This is a genomic window from Mesorhizobium sp. M7A.F.Ca.CA.004.04.2.1 (genome assembly GCF_004022825.1).
Classification (GTDB): domain Bacteria; phylum Pseudomonadota; class Alphaproteobacteria; order Rhizobiales; family Rhizobiaceae; genus Mesorhizobium.
Genome location: NZ_RZPH01000733.1, coordinates 1 through 3,120 on the forward strand (window position 1 = coordinate 1; position 3,120 = coordinate 3,120).

General features: G+C 65.8%; 3 protein-coding genes. All 3 read left to right on the plus strand.

Annotated elements, in window-relative coordinates; genetic code table 11:
• Positions 1–5 precede the first annotated feature (5 nt).
• From EN893_RS26075 to EN893_RS26085, 3 genes are read left to right on the plus strand one after another with little or no spacing between them, the layout of a single operon-like run.
• The gene (locus tag EN893_RS26075; RefSeq protein ID WP_245490908.1) at positions 6–701 is read left to right on the plus strand and encodes a dienelactone hydrolase family protein; all 696 of its coding nucleotides are present in this window, start codon (positions 6–8) and stop codon (positions 699–701) included.
• Positions 701–1,762, plus strand: coding sequence for a maleylacetate reductase (locus EN893_RS26080; RefSeq protein ID WP_236383217.1), 1,062 nt, complete (start codon positions 701–703; stop codon positions 1,760–1,762). Before EN893_RS26075 ends, EN893_RS26080 begins: the two co-directional genes overlap by 1 nt.
• A gap of 26 nt (positions 1,763–1,788) precedes the next feature.
• Complete coding sequence (locus EN893_RS26085; protein WP_127266438.1) at positions 1,789–3,063, plus strand: ABC transporter substrate-binding protein; 1,275 nt, start codon at positions 1,789–1,791, stop codon at positions 3,061–3,063.
• The last annotated feature ends 57 nt before the right edge of the window (positions 3,064–3,120 follow it).

The window sequence follows — 3,120 nt, forward strand, 5'->3', positions numbered from 1 at the left end:
TGCCGATCTATCTTTCCGGTGGCGATGCTGATCCCTGGATTCCGGTCTCGGCGTTTGCCGATGCCGCGCAATCGCTGGGCCGGTTTGGCGCGAGCCTGCGGGCCGATCTGTTCCCGGGCCGCGGCCAATCGCCCGAAGAGATGCAGTCGCATGTGCTGTCGCGGCTTTCCGCGTCCGCCGTGGCCTTCATCCTGCCGCGTGCACCGCACGGCATCTGGTGGGAGGCGCGTGCCGTCGATCCGTTGACGCCGGTCGCCCGCGCGCAGCTTTCGGATGCGCTCGACCACCTTGCGGCCGCAATGGTCGCGGCGCGGGCCGAACTGCCCGGACTGCCGCTTCTTCTCGCGGGCTTCTCGCAAGGGGCGTGTCTCTCGATCGAGTATCTCTGCGCGGGGCTGCCGCCGCCGGACGCTTTGGCGGCCTTCACGGGCTGCCGTGTCGGCGTTCCGGCGGACGAAAGATCCGAGGCGGCGCCGGCCGGAATGCCGATCTATCTTTCCGGTGGCGATGCTGATCCCTGGATTCCGGTCTCGGCGTTTGCCGATGCCGCGCAATCGCTGGGCCGGTTTGGCGCGAGCCTGCGGGCCGATCTGTTCCCGGGCCGCGGCCATGAGGTCTCGGACGCCGAGATCGCCATGCTGGGCACGATCCTCGACGACCTCGCGGCCGGGCGTGGCCCGCGCATGGAGGCGGCGCGATGATGGACAGCTTCACCTTTCCTGGCCTGACGACACGGGTGGTCTTCGGTGCCGGCAGCATGGCTCGCGTCGAAGAGGAAGTCCGGCGGCTCGGCCATGACAAGGTGATGGTGCTGTCGACATCGCATCAGAAGGGCGATGCGGAAAGACTGGCCGCAAGCCTTGGTGGCCTCGCGGCCGGGATCTTTGCCGGCGCGGTCATGCATACCCCTGTCGAGGTCACGGAAAAGGCCGTCGATGCCTTCCGCAGCAGCGGCGCTTCGGCGGTCGTCAGTCTTGGCGGCGGCTCGACCACCGGGCTCGGCAAGGCCATTGCCGTGCGCACCGGCGCCGACCAGGTGGTCATTCCCACCACCTATGCCGGCTCGGAAATGACTGACATCCTCGGCGAGACGGCGGCCGGTGAGAAGACCACCCGCCGCTCGCCGGACATCCGCCCCGAGACGGTGATCTACGACGTCGATCTGACATTGAGTCTGCCGGTAGGTCTCACCGTGACCTCGGCGATGAACGCGATCGCTCATGCGATGGAGGCCTTCTATGCCCCCGATCGCAACCCGGTGATCGTGCTGATGTGCAGGGATGCCATGATTGCCTTCAAGGACGGCATTCCAAGGCTGATCGGCGACCCGCAGGATCGCGCGGCGCGGACGCAGGCGCTCTATGCGGCGTGGTGCTGCTCGACCGCACTCGGCTATGTCTCGATGGCGCTGCATCACAAGCTGGCGCATGTCTTCGGCGGCTCGTTCGATACGCCGCATGCCGAAACCCACGCCATCCTGCTGCCCTACACGACCGCCTTCAACGAAGCGGCAGTGCCCGATCTGCTGCGCCCCATCGCCGAGGCATTCGGCGGCGGCTCGGCGGGCGGCGGGCTCTGGGATTTCGCACAGTCGGTCGGCTCTCCGCTGAGCTTGAAGGCGATCGGCATCGAGGAGACCGATCTCGACCGCGCGGCGGCGATCGCGGTCAAGAATGCCTATGCCAATCCGAGGCCAATCGATCCGGGATCGATAAGGGAACTCCTTCAGGTGGCGTGGGAGGGACGCCGTCCGGGGGCTTGAGAATAAAACAAGAGGGAGGAACTACAGTGATCACAAGACGCAGCCTACTGAAAGCCTCGGCGGCGACAGGCCTGGCGCTGGCCGGTTCGCGCCTGGCGACGCCGGCCATCGCGCAAGGCGCCAAGATCCGCCTGGGCTATGTTTCGCCGCAGACCGGGCCGCTTGCCGGCTTCGCGGAGAGCGATGCCTACAACATCAAGGCCTTCCTCGCTTCCGAGGCGGGCAAGAACTTCGAGGTCATCGTCAAGGACAGCCAGTCGAATCCCAATCGCGCGGCCGAGGTGGCGAAGAGCTTGATCGTCGATGACGAGATCAACCTGATGCTCGTCGGCTCGACACCCGAGAACACCAACCCTGTGGCCACCACCTGCGAGGCGGAGGGCGTGCCGGTCATCTCGACGATGGCGCCGTGGCAGCCCTGGTTCATCGGCCAGCAGGGCAATCCGGCCGATCCGGCCTCGTGGAAGCCTTTCAACTTCGCCTATCATTATTTCTGGGGTCTCGAAGACATCATCGCCGTCTACACCGGCATGTGGAAACAGCTTTCCACCAACGGCAAGGTGGGCGGGCTGTTCCCCAACGATGCCGACGGCAATGCCTGGGGCGACCCGAAGAATGGATTGAAGCCCGGCCTCGATGCCGCCGGCTTCAGCCTTGCCGATCCTGGCCGCTATCAGAACCTTTCGGACGATTTCACCGCGCAGGTCAACGCCTTCAAAGCCGCCAATGCCGAGATCGTTACCGGGGTGGTCATTCCCCCCGACTTCACCACCTTCTGGAACCAGGCCCGCCAGCAGGGCTTCAACCCCAAGGCGGTGACGGTCGCCAAGGCGATCCTTTTTCCGCAATCGGTCGAGACGCTCGGCGATGCTGGCCACAACCTCTCGTCCGAGGTCTGGTGGTCGGCCTCGCATCCGTTCAAATCGTCGCTGACGGGCGAGAGTTCGGCCGAACTCGCTGCGGATTTCACCGCCAAGACCGGCCGTCCCTGGACCCAGCCGATCGGTTTTGTCCATTCGCTGTTCGAGGTGGCGGCCAATGTCATGGGCCGCGTGTCGGATCCAACCAATGCCGAGGCGATCGCGGCGGCGATAGCGGCCACCGACATGACGACGGTGGTGGGCAAAGTGGCCTGGAGCGGTGCGGGATTGCCACCTTTCGCCGCGAAGAACGTCTGCAAGACACCGCTCGTTGGCGGGCAGTGGCGCAAGAAGGCCGGTGGCGGCTTCGATCTGGTGATCGTCGAAAACGCCGGCGCCTCCGAGATACCCACCGCCGGCAAGATGGAAGCCCTGGCCTGACGCTGCCGAGGGCGGCTGATACCGCCGCCCTCGTTCGGCGCGTCCCAAGGATGATAG